The organism is Deinococcus marmoris DSM 12784, assembly GCF_000701405.1.
GTDB lineage: Bacteria > Deinococcota > Deinococci > Deinococcales > Deinococcaceae > Deinococcus > Deinococcus marmoris.
Map to the genome: position 1 here is coordinate 72,831 of NZ_JNIV01000002.1, position 14,079 is coordinate 86,909.

General features: G+C 65.0%; 17 protein-coding genes. 6 read left to right on the forward strand and 11 right to left on the reverse strand.

Annotated features, from left to right (window positions below; genetic code table 11):
* The first annotated feature begins 27 nt into the window (after nt 1-27).
* Both rplM and rpsI read left to right on the forward strand, forming a co-directional pair.
* The gene (rplM, locus tag Q319_RS0101075; RefSeq protein WP_034413241.1) at nt 28-501 is read left to right on the forward strand and encodes a 50S ribosomal protein L13; all 474 of its coding nucleotides are present in this window, start codon (nt 28-30) and stop codon (nt 499-501) included.
* Nucleotides 502-503: 2 nt separating this feature from the next.
* Complete coding sequence (gene rpsI / locus Q319_RS0101080) at nt 504-905, forward strand: 30S ribosomal protein S9 (RefSeq protein ID WP_029479913.1); 402 nt, start codon at nt 504-506, stop codon at nt 903-905.
* A gap of 102 nt (nt 906-1,007) precedes the next feature.
* Here rpsI and Q319_RS0101085 read toward each other — a convergent pair whose 3' ends face one another.
* Both Q319_RS0101085 and Q319_RS0101090 read right to left on the reverse strand, forming a co-directional pair.
* Nucleotides 1,008-1,478: an NfeD family protein gene (locus Q319_RS0101085; protein WP_029479914.1), complete on the reverse strand. Its 471-nt coding sequence runs from the start codon at nt 1,476-1,478 to the stop codon at nt 1,008-1,010.
* Between the two features lie 2 nt (nt 1,479-1,480).
* A complete protein-coding gene (locus Q319_RS0101090) occupies nt 1,481-2,401 on the reverse strand; it encodes an SPFH domain-containing protein (RefSeq protein WP_029479915.1) in 921 nt (306 codons plus the stop codon).
* Between the two features lie 75 nt (nt 2,402-2,476).
* Between Q319_RS0101090 and Q319_RS0101095 the strand changes: the two genes are divergently transcribed.
* Nucleotides 2,477-3,901 (forward strand): ATP-binding cassette domain-containing protein, encoded by a 1,425-nt coding sequence (locus Q319_RS0101095; RefSeq protein WP_051654990.1) that lies wholly within the window; start codon nt 2,477-2,479, stop codon nt 3,899-3,901.
* A gap of 47 nt (nt 3,902-3,948) precedes the next feature.
* Here Q319_RS0101095 and Q319_RS0101100 read toward each other — a convergent pair whose 3' ends face one another.
* A complete protein-coding gene (locus tag Q319_RS0101100) occupies nt 3,949-4,902 on the reverse strand; it encodes an SMP-30/gluconolactonase/LRE family protein (protein WP_034413243.1) in 954 nt (317 codons plus the stop codon).
* Nucleotides 4,903-5,060: 158 nt separating this feature from the next.
* Between Q319_RS0101100 and Q319_RS0101105 the strand changes: the two genes are divergently transcribed.
* Nucleotides 5,061-5,651 (forward strand): PsbP-related protein, encoded by a 591-nt coding sequence (locus tag Q319_RS0101105; protein WP_029479918.1) that lies wholly within the window; start codon nt 5,061-5,063, stop codon nt 5,649-5,651.
* A 178-nt stretch (nt 5,652-5,829) separates the two neighbouring features.
* Here the strand turns inward: Q319_RS0101105 and Q319_RS0101110 are convergent, their stop codons facing one another.
* Together Q319_RS0101110 and Q319_RS0101115 are read right to left on the reverse strand one after the other, a co-directional pair.
* Entirely contained in the window at nt 5,830-6,678 is an 849-nt protein-coding gene (locus Q319_RS0101110) for an HAD-IIB family hydrolase (protein WP_342667876.1), read from the reverse strand.
* 95 nt (nt 6,679-6,773) lie between these two features.
* A complete protein-coding gene (locus Q319_RS0101115) occupies nt 6,774-7,781 on the reverse strand; it encodes an MDR family oxidoreductase (protein ID WP_029479920.1) in 1,008 nt (335 codons plus the stop codon).
* 348 nt (nt 7,782-8,129) lie between these two features.
* Between Q319_RS0101115 and Q319_RS0101120 the strand changes: the two genes are divergently transcribed.
* On the forward strand, nt 8,130-9,467 hold the full coding sequence (locus Q319_RS0101120; protein ID WP_029479922.1) for a hemolysin family protein: 1,338 nt from the start codon (nt 8,130-8,132) through the stop codon (nt 9,465-9,467).
* Nucleotides 9,464-9,928, forward strand: a complete 465-nt coding sequence (gene cdd, locus Q319_RS0101125) for a cytidine deaminase (RefSeq protein ID WP_029479924.1) — start codon at nt 9,464-9,466, stop codon at nt 9,926-9,928. The genes Q319_RS0101120 and cdd overlap by 4 nt, the downstream gene beginning before the upstream one ends.
* Before the next feature lie 75 nt (nt 9,929-10,003).
* Here cdd and mnhG read toward each other — a convergent pair whose 3' ends face one another.
* From mnhG to Q319_RS0101155, 6 genes are all read right to left on the reverse strand, one after another.
* On the reverse strand, nt 10,004-10,375 hold the full coding sequence (gene mnhG / locus Q319_RS0101130; protein WP_029479926.1) for a monovalent cation/H(+) antiporter subunit G: 372 nt from the start codon (nt 10,373-10,375) through the stop codon (nt 10,004-10,006).
* A 97-nt stretch (nt 10,376-10,472) separates the two neighbouring features.
* A complete protein-coding gene (locus Q319_RS0101135; RefSeq protein WP_029479927.1) occupies nt 10,473-10,733 on the reverse strand; it encodes an MrpF/PhaF family protein in 261 nt (86 codons plus the stop codon).
* Entirely contained in the window at nt 10,730-11,242 is a 513-nt protein-coding gene (locus Q319_RS0101140) for a Na+/H+ antiporter subunit E (RefSeq protein WP_029479928.1), read from the reverse strand. Before Q319_RS0101140 ends, Q319_RS0101135 begins: the two co-directional genes overlap by 4 nt.
* 115 nt (nt 11,243-11,357) lie before the next feature.
* Nucleotides 11,358-12,926, reverse strand: coding sequence for a proton-conducting transporter transmembrane domain-containing protein (locus Q319_RS0101145; RefSeq protein ID WP_029479929.1), 1,569 nt, complete (start codon nt 12,924-12,926; stop codon nt 11,358-11,360).
* Entirely contained in the window at nt 12,923-13,387 is a 465-nt protein-coding gene (locus tag Q319_RS0101150; protein WP_081845826.1) for a Na+/H+ antiporter subunit C, read from the reverse strand. Before Q319_RS0101150 ends, Q319_RS0101145 begins: the two co-directional genes overlap by 4 nt.
* Nucleotides 13,388-13,556: 169 nt before the next feature.
* A complete protein-coding gene (locus Q319_RS0101155; protein ID WP_029479932.1) occupies nt 13,557-14,060 on the reverse strand; it encodes an MnhB domain-containing protein in 504 nt (167 codons plus the stop codon).
* Between the last annotated feature and the right edge of the window lie 19 nt (nt 14,061-14,079).

The following is a 14,079-nucleotide window of genomic DNA, read 5'->3' on the forward strand; positions in this document are numbered from 1 at the left end:
TCCCACTTCTCTGTACGGAGTTTTACCGTGAAAACCTTTGTTCCTAAAAATGACGAGCAGAACTGGATCGTGGTGGACGCCACCGACATCCCACTGGGCCGCCTGGCCACGGTGGTTGCAAGCCGCATCCGTGGCAAGCACCGCCCCGACTTCACCCCCAACATGATCCAGGGCGACTTCGTGATCGTGGTCAATGCCGACAAGATCGCGCTGACCGGCGGCAAGCTGGACGGCAAGATCTACACCCGCTACAGCGGCTACCAGGGCGGCCTGAAAAAGGAAACCGCCCGCGAGGGTCTGGCCAAGCACCCCGACCGCGTGATCGAACACGCCGTCTTTGGGATGCTGCCCAAGGGCCGCCAGGGCCGTTCCATGCACAACCGCCTGAAGGTTTATGCCGGAGAGCGTCACCCGCACGTCGCGCAGAACCCGCAGGCGCTGGCGATCACCAACACTGCCCGCACCAAGGCGGCGCAGTCCAGAAATAGCGAGGTCAAATAATCATGGCGATCCAGCAACCCGAACAGTTCTACGGCACGGGCCGCCGCAAGACCGCCGTGGCCCGCGTGTTCCTGCGCCCTGGCGAGGGCAAGATCATGGTCAACGGCAAGGAGTTCCAGAGCTACTTCCGTGGCCTGCTGCGCTCCGTCAACGCCCTGCAAGCCTTCCGCGAGACCGGCACGGCGGGACGTTACGACGCCCTGATCACCGTGACCGGCGGTGGCCCCACCGGCCAGGCCGACGCGATCAAGCTGGGCATCGCCCGCGCCCTGCTGAAGGTCAACCCCGACTTCCGCGCCGTCATGAAGCCCTCGGGCCTGCTGACCCGCGATTCCCGCGAAGTCGAGCGCAAGAAGTACGGCCTCAAGAAGGCCCGCCGCGCTCCTCAGTTCAGCAAACGCTGAAGCGAGACCGCCACAAAACAGCTTCAACGAAAAAGCCCCTCCAGAATTTGGAGGGGCTTTTTTTGGTCTGGGGTGGTGATGCAGGTCAGAGAGTCAAATGCTCTACACCCACGTCCCGCTGATCTCGCGCACGGCCAGCGTCGTTCCATCAGCGCTCACGATCAACACCTGAGCGCCTTCAGGGGTGTCGGGGCCAGTCGCGCGCCACTCGCTGTCACCCACGCGCACGCGGCCCGCGCCGTTGTGGATGGCGGCGGTGACGGTCACCGTGCGGCCCACCAGACGGTTCGCCCCGGTGTTCAGGCGGTCTCCCTCCTGGCCGCCCAGCGCCAGGTTACCCACATAGCGTTTGCCCACAAAGACGGCCACGATACTCAGGATGGCAAACAGCGCCAGTTGAAACGGCACGGCCAGCGGCAGCACGAACACCACGAGGCCCAGCGCGAAGGAGGCCAGCGCCAGCCACACGAAAAAGACTCCCGGCGCGGCCACCTCCAGCATCAGCAGCACCGCGCCCAGCACCCACCAGTGGCCGGGCAGGATGCGCTCGAAAGACGGCAGCAGATCGCCCATATCTACCTCTTGGTCCCGCCGAAGGCTTCTTTGGCCACCTCCGCGATGCCTTGCAGGCTGCCCAGGATACTGGTGGCCTCGATGGGCAGAATCAGGGTCTTCTGGTTGGGGGCGGTGGCGATGTCCTTCAGGGCGTCGACGTAGCGCTGCGCGATGAAGTAGTTGATGGCCTGCGCGTTGCCGTTGGCAATGGCGTCGCTGACCATGCGGGTCGCCTCGGCTTCTGCGGCGGCTTCGCGCTCGCGGGCCTCGGCGGTCAGAAAGGCAGCCTGGCGGCGGCCCTCGGCGTTCAGAATCTCGGCCTGCTTCTCGCCCTCGGCCTTAAGGATGGCGGCCTGACGGAAACCCTCGGCGTCCAGGATGTTGGCGCGCTTTTCACGCTCGGCCTTCATCTGCCGGCCCATCGAGGCCACCAGATCGGCGGGCGGCTTGATGTCCTTGACCTCGATACGCGTGACCTTGACCCCCCACGGCTCGGTGGCTTCATCCACCACGGCCAGCAGGCGGGCATTGATGGAATCGCGGTTGCTCAGCAGCTCGTCCAGATCCATGCCGCCCATCACGGTGCGGATGTTGGTCATGGTCAGGTTGAGGGTGGCCTGCTCCAGATTGCGGACCTCATAGCTGGCCTTGGCCGAATCCAGCACCTGATAGAACACCACGCCGTCCACGGTGATCAGGGCGTTGTCGCGGGTGATGACCTCCTGGCTGGGCACGTCGAACACCTGCTCCATCATGTTGACCCTGCGCCCGATGCGGTCGATGTACGGAATGATCAGGTTCAGGCCGGGTTTCAGGCTGCGTTGATACTTGCCGAAGCGTTCCTGCGTCCATTCGTAGCCCTGAGGCACGCTCTTGACGCCCGACAGAAGAGTGATGAGGACCAGCAGAACCAGAACGACGATAACGATGAGTGGACCCATGAATTTCCTCCTGAAAGCAGTACGAGGCGTGGGGGCGGAAGGTTCCCGCACCAGAAGGCTCTAAACTCGCTTGCGATGACGCTGGTGGAACTGCAAAACGTGACTGTGAGAATGGGGGGCCGCACCCTGCTCGAAGGCGTGAATCTGAGCCTGGAAAGTGGGGAAGCCCTGCGGCTTTTCGGCCCCAACGGCGGCGGCAAGACCACGCTGTTGCGGCTGCTCTCGGGAGAGGTTTCACCCATGAGCGGGGGACGGACTTACGTTCTCAACGGCTTCAAACAGACTTCGGCAGTGCGGGCGCGGCGGAGTCTGTCTGTCGTCGGGCCGGATGCCGAAGCGTTCTACCTGACCCGCGACTGGGAACAGACCGTGCGAGACGTGCTGCTGGCCGCCTACGAGGGTGACACCCTGAAACTGTGGGAGGCGACGCCAGAAGCCGAAGCCAGGCTGGCCGAAGTCGTGGAATTGACCGGGCTGGAGCCTTTGCTGGACCGCGATTTCCGCACACTCAGCCACGGGCAAAGGCGGCGGGTGGTGCTGGCGCGGGCGCTGATGCCGCGTCCCGAAGCGCTGCTGCTGGATGAATTTACCGACGGCCTCAGCGTGGGCGCACGGCGTGACCTGGGCCGCGTGCTGTCTGACGTTCACGCTTCCGGCGTTGCCATTGTCCTCGCCACCCACCGCCCGAAGGAAGCGCCCGAATTGCCGTGGCGCACGGTGAGGGTGGAGGGCGGGCGCGTGCAGGAGCGGGAGGCCGCCTCTCCCCCACCCAACGCCGCCCTGACCCTGCCGCTTCCACCGGGAACGGGCGACCTGATCCGATTAAAAGAGGTGGAAGTCTGGCGCAACGGCGCGCGGGCGCTGGGGCCGCTGAGCTGGACGTGGCAGGCCGGGCAACACTGGCTGGTGACGGGCGAGAACGGCAGCGGCAAGAGTACGCTGGCCCGCCTGATCGCCGGGGAACTGCATCCCGCGCTGGGGGGCCATCTTCAGCGCCCGTATCTACAGCGCGACCTGCTGACCGAACGCCGCCGCACCGTGGGCATCGTCGGGGCCGAACTGGGCATCCGGCAGCGGCGCGACTGGACCGGGCAGGACATCATCGGCAGCGCGCTGCACGGGACAGAAGGATTTGCACCGGAGCTGAGCGACAGGGAACTGGAGCAAGTCACCGACCTCGCCGCCCAACTCGATCTGCTGGACCTGCTGCCGCGCCACGCCGAAACGCTGTCGCAGGGGCAGTTGCGCCGGCTGCTGCTGGCCCGCGCCGTGCTGCACGCGCCCACACTGCTGATTCTGGATGAGGGACTGGACTTTCTGGACGCCGACAGCCGCGCCCGCTTCCTGGCCCTGCTGCCCGAACTGGCACGCGGCGGCACCCACATCATGGTGATCGCCCACCGGGGAAGCGACGCGCCAGACGGTTTGACGCACCATCTGCATCTGGACGGGGGGCAGATTGTGGGTGTGTCGCGCCTGCCTGTGGCGTCGGCAAAATAAAGGGGAGAGAACCGACTTTCGGTCCCCTCCCCCTCGTTGAAAACGGCTTACTTGATGGCGATATCCGAGACCGTGAAAGGCGTTTCCGGCGCTTCATTCGCGCTGCGCTTGTTGAATTGCGAGTTGACCACCAGCAATCGGTTGCCCGCCTGCGCGATGGTGGTGGGATAACGCAGGCTGGGGTCACTGAACGGCGTTCCCATCGTGCCTGCGGCGAAATCGGCGGACATCGTGATCGGCACGATGATCACGTCGGCGTTACGCACCACGTACAGCATCTGGCCGTCGAGCAGGATGCCGTCGCCGCTCATCACGGTTGTTCCCCCCACTCCACCCAGCTTGATCTCGGTCACGGACTTGTCGGCCACAGTGATGCGGAACAGTTTTCCGGTGTTGCTCTGAACCACGATCAGTGTCTTGCCGTCCGGCGTGGAAGCAATGCCGTTCAGGTTGAACCCCGGCTTGTACTCCAGCGCTGTACCGGTGAAGTCCAGCCAAGCTTCCATATCGCCCACGCTGCTGTCGGTCCGGGAGGCACGGAACAGAATCGGGCGCTGCGAATCCGTGAAATACGCGGCGTCCGGGGTCAGGGTCACGTCGTTGATGAAGGTGGGGGTGGCCGCAGGCGTGGTCAGCACCTTGAGACGCGTCTTGTTCACCGTGTCGTACACGAACGCCTTGCCGGTGCCGCCGCCCGCGACGTACAGGCGATTCTGGCCGTCGATCTTCATGCCGATGGCGGTGGTGCGCTCAGCGTCGGGCAGGTCAAATTTTTCGGTGGCCTTCTGGCCCAGCGTGCCCTTGAAGATGGTGCCGTCGGTGGTGCTGCCCACGTAAAAGTCCTTGCTTCCCGCCAGATGCGCGATGCCCTCAGGGTAAACCGCCGCGCCGGGCAGGGTATAGCTGGTCACTGCGGGAGAGGTCACGACGGGCGGCTTGGTCTCCGGTCCACATGAGGCGAGGGCAAGAGTCACGGCGGCGGCGGTCAACATTTTTTTCATGCCGTTCTTTATAGGGGCCGGGGGCTGCGCGCGGGTGCGGTTTGCCTTCAAGCCTGTTCACCTACGCTTCAGAAAAAAGTCTGGACTGCATTTTACAGCGGCATTTCTGCACGCGTTCCCGTCAGACTCGCCTCACTTTCAGGCACTAGCCTCCGCGCATGACGCGTTTTGCCCCATCTCTCCCTCTGCTGGCCCTCGCCCTGCTGGCCCTGCCCGCCCTGCCCTCTGCACTGGCGCAGACCGCCCCCGCCCCGGTGACGGCCCCGGTTGCCGCGCCCACCGGGCAGAAGGTCATCGATACCATCACCGTGACCAGCAACAAGGGCTATTCCATCAAGGTACCGAGTGGCTGGACGCCCCTGAAGAACGCGCCGAATGTCGATGTGGCTTTCGTCAACGAAGTGGTCGGTGCGCTGCGCCCCACCGTGACGGTGCAGGTCCGCGATACCCCGCCCGAACTGAAGGTGACGCTGGCCGACATCCGCGATCTGTACGCCTCGCAGATGCCCAAAGACGTGCCCAACCTGAAGATGCTGGGCGAGAAGATCATCAGGATCAGCGGCCAGAACGCCATTCTGTGGAGCTACAGCGGCGACGGCGACGGCGGCAAGGTGCGCTGGACCCAGGTGCTGACCATCAAGAACAACCGCCTGTATACCGCGACGCTGATCACGCCCACCAACACCCCCCAGGACCTGCTGGACAGTGGGCGGGCGATCATCGACAGCTTCGCGCTGACAGCCAAGTAATACGGGCTCCGTTTGTTTCGTGTAGAAATCGGGACAGCGCCGATTCCTACACTCCACGTCCGGCACCCGGTTCTTTCCTTCTCGCTCCGCTCGGATTACGGGTGTTTTCAACACCCTTTAATCGGAGTCCGTATAAGCCCCGCAACTCGCCCCCCTTTCCGTGTGGAGAGGGGATTTTTTAGCTCTGTTCCAGCCGGTCTGCCCAATCGCCCAGGTACGCGCCCAGATCGGTCTGATGGTCCAGGCGGGTGTGGGCGTGGCGGGTCAGCAGGGGCAGTTGGCCCACCTGCACGGCGTAGCCCGCCACTTCCAGCATAATCTCGTCGTTGTCGCTGTCGCCGAAGGCCACCGCGCGGTCATGCGGCACGCCCAGCGCGTCCGCAATCAGGGTCAGGGCCGCGCCCTTGTGCGCCCCCTGCGGCGTGATGGTCAGAAAGCTGAGGTAAGGGGCCTGTGCCCCGGTCACCACCAGATGCGGGTGGGACTGCCGCAGCCGCCCGGCAAAATCGGCCACCTCCGGGTGATAGAACCCGGCTTTCAGGACGTCGCCAGCAGGAGCTTCGGCCAGCGGGCCGGAGTTGCGGGCAATCATCCACGGTTCCGGCTCTGTCCCCTTGGGCAGGTCCACGAACAGGCGATCCGCCGTGAACAGCACGATTCGCGCGCCGCTCAATTCGTGGGCCAGCACCGCCTCCAGGTCTTCCGGCGTGAAACGGGACTCTGTGTGCAGTTCGCCGTTCACCACGATGCGCCCGCCGTTGTTGGTGGCCACTGCGTCGGGCTGCATGGCTTCCAGAACGGCGTCGGGGGCCAGATCCCGCCCGGTGATGATCGCCAGCTTCACCCCCAGCGCACGCAGGCGGGCCAGCGCGCTGGCCGTGGCGGCGTCCGGCTCGCGGCCCTGTTCGGTGATCAGGGTGCCGTCCAGATCAAAGGCCATCAGCAGCGGCAGGCCCGCCGGGGGGGGCAGGGGTGGGCGTCCGGCGAGGGGCTGTCCGGTGGGGGGCTGAGCGTCGCGGGAGGTCACGCGCGGCAGCCTAGCAAAGTCGGGCGGGACCAGGGGGAAAGGGGCGTTACTGACGCCGCCCCCCGTTCCCCATCAGCAGTCACGCTGATTCCGCCTCAGCGGTTCACGTCGATCACCGTCCGCCCCCGAACCTGCCCGGCCAGAATCTGCGGGGCCAGTTCGGGCACTTCAGACAGGCCACGCATCCCGGTGACGCCAGCCAGAACAGAGGCGGGCAGATCGCGCGCCAGCCGTTGCCAGGCGGCCTCGCGGCGGGGCTGCGGGCAGGTCACGCTGTCGATGCCCAGCAGCGAGACGCCGCGCAGAATCAGCGGAAAGACGGTGGTCTTCAGTTCGATGCCGCTGGCAATGCCGCAGACCGCCAGCGCCCCGTGCGTCTTGGTGGAGGCATACGCGCCCGCCAATGTTGCGCCCCCCACACAGTCCACCACCCCCGCCCAGCGTTCCTTTTCCAGCGGGCGCTTTAATGACGGCAGTTCGTCACGGGGGATAATGCTGGAAGCTCCCAGCTCCCGCAGATACGCCTCCTCCTCGGTGCGCCCGGTGCTGGCCGTCACCGTGAATCCGGCGGCGCTCAGCAGGGCAATGGCGACGCTGCCCACGCCGCCCGCCGCGCCCGTCACCAGAATGTCACCCCCATCAGGCCGCACCCCTGCATCTTCCAGCGCCATCACCGACAGCATGGCCGTGAAACCCGCCGTGCCAATGCTCATGGCCCAGGCCGCGTCGGTGCCCGTGGGCTGCGAGACCAGCCAGCCCGCCTTCGCGCGGGCGTGCGTGGCGTAGCCGCCGTCCTGCGCCTCGCCTATGCCCCAGCCCGTCAGAATCACGGGGTCGCCGGGAGCGTAGGTGCCGCTGGTATCAATCAGCACGGTCCCGGCCAGATCGATCCCGGGAGTCATAGGCAGGCGTTTCAGAATCTGGGCCGCCCCGGTGACGGCCAGACCATCTTTGTAGTTCAGACTGGAATGCGACACCTCAATCAGCACCTCGCCCCCCGGCAATTCAGAGACGGGCAGGGTCTGAAACTCGGCGCGCCGGGTTTCGCCGTCCTGAATCACGCGCAGGGCGCGGAAGGTGTCGGGCAGGGTGGGGGTGGTCATGGGTGGAACCTCCAGAGAATCGGGGAAAAGAAGAGGGCGGCTGACGAAGGGCAGGCTAGCGTCTGAACGGCGGCCCGGTCTCCATGCAGGAATCCAGCCAGTATCCATAACGAAATATTCAGGCGGTAGGAGCGGGACGGATGTGTTAAACTCTGCGCTGCTATGGAGCCTCCCAGTTTCGGCTCTTCCCCAGTGCCCGGTGAAACCCGCCCAAGGGCGGCGTTTTTGCTGTGGTATCTCATTGGTTTGACGCAACACCACCGGTCGACGACGATCCCTCCACCCGGAGCGGACGGGCAGCATGTGCCACGCGGATGACCGGGGCGCGGTTACGGAGCGCGCCCACACATGAATGACATTCTCGGAATATTCGCGCTGTTCGGTCTGGTCCTGATGAACGGTTTCTTTGTGGCGGCGGAGTTCTCGCTGGTCAGCGTGCGCCGCACCCGCATCGATCAACTGGCCGACGAGGGCGTCGCCGCCGCCAAACTCACCCAGGGCGCACTCAAAAATCTGGATCTGTACATCGCCGCCACGCAGCTCGGAATCACGATGGCCAGCCTGGCGATTGGTTTCGTGGCCGAACCGGCCATCGAGCATCTGGTGGCCCCGCTGCTGTTGGGTACGGCCCTGACCGAGGGACAGATCCGGGGCATTTCCTTTGGGCTGGCCTTTGCCATCAGCACGATTCTGCACATCGTCTTCGGTGAGCTGGCCCCCAAGACCTGGGCCTTGCAGCGGTCCGAACAGGTGTCGCTGCTGGTCACGCGCCCCCTGCTGGTCTTCACGTTCGTTTTCAAGTGGGCCATCATCGTCCTGAACGCGATGGGCAACGGCGTGGTGAGGCTGTTTGGCCTGCGCGGCGTGGCCGGGCATCACACCGCCTACTCCGAAGAGGAAATCCGCATGATCGTCGGCGCGTCCAGCCAGGAGGGCATGCTGGAAGAAAGTGAGCGCGAGCTGGTCTACAACGTCTTTGACCTGTCGGACACCACCGTGCGCGAGATCATGACGCCGCGCGTGGACATGATCGTGGTGGACGGCGCTTCACCTGTCCGCAGGATCCTGGAGCTGAGCGCCGAACACAGCTATTCGCGCGTTCCTGTTTATCAGGACACCCCCGACAACATCGTGGGCATCGTTCACAGCGCCGACGTGCTGCGCCATCTGGACGATCTGGACACGCTGACCGTGGCCGACATCATGCGCAAGGTCTTCTTCGTGCCCGAGAGCATGAAGATCAAGGACCTGCTGGCCAAGATGCGCGAGAAGAAATCCCACCTGAGCGTGGTGGTGGACGAATTCGGCGGCACGGCGGGTCTGGTCACGCTGGAAGACGCCCTGGAAGAGATCGTGGGCGAGATCTACGACGAGACCGACGAGGAAGAACTCCCGATGTTTATAGAAGTGGGCGAGGGCGTGTACCTGATTGACGGGGGCATGATCGTCCACGACGTTGAGCATATTCTGGGCAGCAATCTGGAAGACGGCGAGGGCGAATTCGATACCCTGGGCGGCTTTATGACGGACCGTTTTGGCGACATTCCCGAGGTGGGCTACACCTTTCTCCACGAGGGCTGGGCCTTTACCGTGGAGGAAGCCGATGAGCGCCGCGTCAGCCGCGTGCGGGCCGAACGCGCCGACGAATCCGGCCAGCCCCCCCTGTCTGAAGAAGGTGAAGTATGACCAGAAAGAGTGTGAGTAGAGAAGATGTCAATGCCCTTGGCCTGACGCCGGACCCGGAACTTCTGGCTGCCGCGAAAGCCGCCTTTGCAAAAGCCTACGCCCCCTACAGCAAATTCCATGTCGGCGCGGCCCTGAGAACCCCGGACGGGCAGGTCTTCAGCGGCGCGAACGTGGAGAATGCCAGCTATGGCCTGGGCCGCTGCGCCGAGCAGTCGGCGGTGCAGGCGATGGCGACGGCGGGGGCGCGGACCTTTACCGATCTGGTGGTCTACGCCGATTCCAGCCCGCCGGCCAGTCCGTGTGGCGCGTGTCGTCAGGTGCTGTACGAGTTCGCCCCCGACGCCCGCGTGGTCTGCGTGAATGCTGAGAGCGAGGTGCTGAGCGGTCTGGTGCGCGACTTTCTGCCCCACGGCTTCCGGCTGGAGGAACGCGAGGACGGGCATGGAGTGGGGACCGAGTAGGACCAATTGTCACGGATCAGAAAAGCCCGTCTCTTCCGTGAGACGGGCTTTTTGGGCTTGCCAACCTCCCCCCGTCTAACGTCCCCCCGTTTCCTCCAAACGCTCGTCCAGCAGCGCCGCCTTGCCCAGCGCGTTCCATTCGTCCGGCCCCTCCAGCAGCGGCTCCAGCCCACGCAGGTAGGCGGCCTGGGCGATCAGATAGGCGCTCAGGGGAGTGGTCAGGAACTGAAACAGCAGGACCGCCGCCAGCCGGGTCAGGGCCTCGGTCTGGGCAAATTCCAGCCCCACGCCAATGAAGATGCCCGCCGATCCCAGCGTGATCAGTTTGCTGCTGGCGTGCAGCCGCGAGTACAGATCGGGGAAACGGATCAGGCCAATCGCCGCCGTCAGCACGAAGAAGGCCCCCAGCAGAATGGGAATGTCACGGGCGGCGTTGAAGTCGTTCATGGCTGGCCTGCGGTGAGGATGGTTGATGGTTGACGGTTGATTGAAAAAGCGCAAAGCCAACTGTTTTCCTCAGACCTCTGGATCCCTGGACCGCCCCTCACTTCATCACCCGGCCCAGCAACAGATAGCGGGTCAGGGCCACCGTGCCCAGGAAGCCCAGTAGGCTGAGGACCAGCGCGGCGTCCAGCATCACGATCAGTTTTGTCTTGACGGCAATCAACGCGATCAGCACCACCAGATTGACGCTCAGGAAGTCAAAGGCCATGATCCGGTCCCCCCAGCTTAGGCCGCGCAGCACGCGCACCGTGACCAGCAGGACCGACAGGGTGACGATGCCCAGGGCAAGATCAATGATCATGCGTTTTCCTCCAGTGCAGCGGGGGCGGGAGCAACGCCCTGACCGTAGAGCGGCAGCAGGGCGTCTTCCACTTTCTTGAGGCTGGCGCGGGCGGCTCCCGGACTCTCCAGGCCGATCACATGGGCGTACAGCACGCTTCGTTCGGGGTTAAAGCCCATCGCCACCGAGCCGGGCATCAGGGTAATCGTGGCCGCCAGGACGGTTTGCCCGTTGTCGCCGCGCAGGCGCAGCGGGTAGGCGATGATCATGGGATGCAGCGGCGGACGCGGGCGCAAGGCCCACAGCGCCACCTGAATGTTGGCCACCGTCAGCTCGCGGGCAAAGAACAGCACGAACCGCACCAGCGCCAGCGCGCGCCCCACGTAATTGCCCGTCCCCAACGACAGCGGAAAGATGCTCAGGATGGCAAAGCCCAGCAGCATCCCGATCACCAGTTCGCGCAGGCTGAACTCGCCCACGAACAGTGTCCAGACGATGGCGAGGAGGATGTTGAGGGAAACGCCTCTCATGGCTGCTTCCCGTGAGAAAAGGCAATGGGAAGCAGGTCTAACTGTCTAACAGTCAAACCGTCTAACCGCAAAAAGCCGACTGTCATCCAACCGCCTCCAGCCAACCTGAACCCCCTCACGGTGTTCCCTCCAGTTCCTGCACGTCGTCGCCTTTCGGGCGGGCAGGCAGGTCCAGCGGCCCATCGCCCAGCACGCCCAGGATGTAGGAGCCGTTGCTGCCCAGTTCGTCGGCGGTGCCGCGTGCGTAGCCCAGCAGCGGCCCGGCGAACACCGCCAGCGCCACCACCAGCGCCGAGGCCAGGTAGGCAGGCAGGCGTTCGGGCCAGCGGACCCGGCGCACCGGTTCATCACGCGGGTGGCGGCCCCAGAAAAAGCCGCTCCAGACCCGCAGCAGCGCGTACAGCGTGAGCAGGCTGCTCAGGAGGGCGCTGGCGGTGGCGACATAAGCCAGCACCGTACCGCCCTCCAGCCCGGCGCGGATCAGATCAAATTTCACCACGAAGCCCGCGCTGGGCGGCAGGCCCGCCACCGTCAGGGCGCAGAACAGGAAACAGGCGGCCAGCAGAGGCAGGAATTCAATGAAGCCGCGCGCCCGCACCAACCGCGTTCCGCTGGCCCGTTCGGCCACGGCGGCGATCAGGAACATCGCCAGGGTCACCACGACACTAACCGCCAGATACGCCAGACTGGCGCGCAGGGCGTCCGGCGAGTCCAGCCCCAGCCCGAAGGCCAGGTAGCCCACTGAACCCACCACCGTGAACGACAGGATGCGCCGCCACTCGCGCTGACTGACCGCCCCCAATGCGCCGTACAGCATGGTCACGGCCCCCAGCACCAGCAGCAGCGTATCGGGCAGTTGCGGGTCCTGATTGAACACGGTGGTAAAGACACGGATCAGGGCGTACAGCCCCACCTTGGTCAGCACCGCCGCAAAGAATGCGCCCGTGGCATGGGGCACCGCCGGATAGGTGCCGGGGAGCCAGAAGCCCAGCGGAAAGAGTGCGCCCTTGGCCGCGAACACGATCAGCAGCAGCACGCCCACGGCGGTGACAGTGGTGTTCGGCCCCAGCGCGGCGCTGCGCTGCGCCAGATGCGCGAAGTTCAGCGTGCCCAGCGTGCCGTAAGCCAGGCCACAGGCCACCACCAGCAGCGCCGAAGCCGACAGGTTCATGACGATGTAGCGGAAACCCTCGCGCAGTTGCTCGCGGGTGGACCCCAGCACGGTCAGGGCGTAGCTGGCCACCAGCATGACCTCAAAGGCCACGAACAGGTTGAACAGATCGCCGGTTAAAAAGGACAGTTGCACGCCCGTGAACAGGAAAGAGGTCAGGGCGAACGAATGGTGCCTTTCTCGCACCGGGTCCGGCTGCGCGGCCATCAGCCAGACGGTGAAGACGGCGCACAGGGCCGCCAGGGCGCTCATGAACGATCCCAGACGGTCTGCGGCCATCACGATGCCGAACGGCGCTTTCCAGCCGCCCAGTTCGCTGACCAGCACCCCGCCCAGCGTCGCGTTCATCAGCAGCAGCGTGAAGAGCAGCGTGAGCAGGGACGAGGCCAGCGCCAGCGTCACCCGCCACCCCCGCCGCATGGGGATCAGCAACAGCAGCCCCAGTCCCAGCGGCGTCAGAATCGGCGCGAGGGGCAGGGCGGAAGTGACAACCCCGGTAAGTTCAGAATTCATCTCATGATCCTTCGCAGGCGCTCAAGCTCGGCCATCTGTCTCTCTGTTTCATCGGTGTGGTCCGTTTCCGGCGTATCGGGGCTGAGGTGTTCGGGATCGGCGTGCTGGCCGTCCGGGGCATCGGGATTGCGGGCCAGATTGTCGCCGAAGGCCGCCACGTCGTCGTGTCCGGCCACCTGATAGGCCCGCAGCGCCACGGTCAGCAGCAGCGCCGTGGTCCCAAAGCCGATCACGATGGCGGTCAGCACCAGCGCCTGCGGCAGCGGGTCCACATACGGCCCTTCCAGTGTCAGCAGGGGCGGCGATTCCTGCCGCAGCCCCGACACGGTCAGGATCGCCAGATTGACCCCATAGGCGACGAAGGCCAGACCCAGCACCACCCGGACAATCGTGCGCGACAGCATCAGAAAGACGCCCGCCGCCACGAGAAGGCCGATCAGGACGGCGAAGAGGGTTTCCATCAGTGGGCCGCCTGTGGGGAGGGTTGTGGGTGAATGGTGGATGGATTGGAAGTCCAGGCCGCCCGGTCAAACCGTCTAAATGTCAAACCGTCAAACCGCAGGAAAACGCGGCGGCGCTGCGCCTGAGCGTTCAGACCTTCAGACCTTTGGACATTCAGACCCCTGCGCCTCATGAATCCCCCTCCACCAGTTCCGTCGGCTCCACGTCAATCAGGGCGTAGGCCAGGGCCAGCCCCACGCCCACCACCACCAGAAACACGCCCAGGTCAAACAGCAGGGCGGTGGCCCACTCGAATTCGCCGGTCAGGGCGGTGGTGATGTAGCCGTAATCGGATTTCAGGAAGGGGCGGCCCAGCAGGTACGGCACCAGCCCGGTGGTCAGGGACAGCGCCAGCCCCCACGGAATGAATTTCACAGGGTCCAGCCGCAGGGCGCTGTTGCTGTTGGCGATGCGGTGCAGGATCAGGGCGCATACGGTCATCAGGCCCGCGATGAAGCCGCCGCCGGGGGCGTTGTGGCCGCGCCACAGCAGCAGCAACGCGAACAGGATGACCAGCGCAAAGACGGACCGGCTGATGGTCCTCAGGATCGGGTCGTTGATCAGCAGATCGCCGGGCCGGGGCTGATCTGGCGCGGCCTTGACCGCCTTCTTTGGGGCGCGCTTAGGACTCATACGGACTCCGATTGAATCG